Annotated in this window: 1 protein-coding gene and 1 pseudogene; one reads left to right on the top strand and one right to left on the bottom strand. The window is 68.8% G+C overall.

Annotated elements, in window-relative coordinates:
- Positions 1-288 (bottom strand): annotated as a pseudogene (locus tag B9G38_RS17665) (hypothetical protein); the annotation flags it as partial.
- Between the two features lie 228 nt (positions 289-516).
- On the opposite strand from B9G38_RS17665, the gene B9G38_RS17660 reads away from it, so the two are divergent.
- Positions 517-1,050: KH domain-containing protein (locus B9G38_RS17660; protein ID WP_198945741.1), on the top strand; the 534-nt coding region annotated here is incomplete at its 3' end.

Genomic DNA, 1,050 nt, shown 5'->3' with positions numbered 1-1,050 from the left:
GGCGAGCTCCCGCCCGAGGACGGCGTCGACGACGAGCCGAGCGGAGGCGCCCGCGCCGTCGAGGTCGCGGAGGGGCGCGACGCAGGCCGCGACGGTGACCGCGACCTCGCCGTCGGCGAAGGCGGCGTCGACCTCTCGGCGGTACGCGTCGGGCGCCGCCGCGTCGACGTCGGTCCCGAAGATACGACCGAGGCGGTCGCGGGTGTCGTTGAGTATCGGGACGACGACGTCGGCGCGGTCGCGGACCCAAGCGTGTTCGTCGCGGACCGTCTGCGTCGTGACGCGCATGGACGGAGTTGAGGTCGCTGCGGCTTGCCCTTTGCGAAGGCTTTTATAACGGCGGGGCAGTAGCGTGAAGCAAGCGGGTTTTCGCTGGCTGTTCCCGCGTACGGAACCAGTACGGACAGTACTTCCACTATGCCTATCCCGTCACGGTCGATCGATCGGCGGCGAGTCGCCGCGCGACGCGCGACGCGATTCGACGACGACGGCGGCCTCGACGACCCGCAGTGAGATATGAGTCAAGTCGACAAGCAACTCGATACGTTGAAATCCGAGATCGAACAGGAGATTCCGAACGACATCACGGTCACCGACGTGAAATACGAGGGGCCGGAGCTGGTCGTGTACACGCGCGACCCCAAGCGCTTCGCCGGCGACGGCGACCTGATCCGCCGGCTCGCCTCGAAGCTCCGCAAGCGGATCACGGTCCGACCGGACCCGAGCGCACTCTCGCCGCCGGCGCGGGCCGAAGAGCAGGTCCGCGAGGTGATCCCCGAAGAGGCCGGCGTCACGGACCTCGACTTCCACGAGGACACCGGCGAGGTCGTCATCGAGGCGGAGAAGCCCGGCATGGTGATCGGCCGCCGCGGCTCGACGCTCCGCGAGATCACCCAAGAGGTCGGCTGGACCCCCGAGGTCGTCCGGACGCCGCCGATCGAGTCCTCGACGGTCTCGAACGTCCGCGGCTTCCTGAAGAACGAGCGCGAGGAGCGCCGCGACATCCTCGAACGCGTCGGCCGCCAGATCCACCGCGAGGAGATGTCCGAC

The organism is Halorubrum sp. SD612, assembly GCF_002135005.1.
This window is presented reverse-complemented; position numbering and strand designations above follow the sequence as displayed.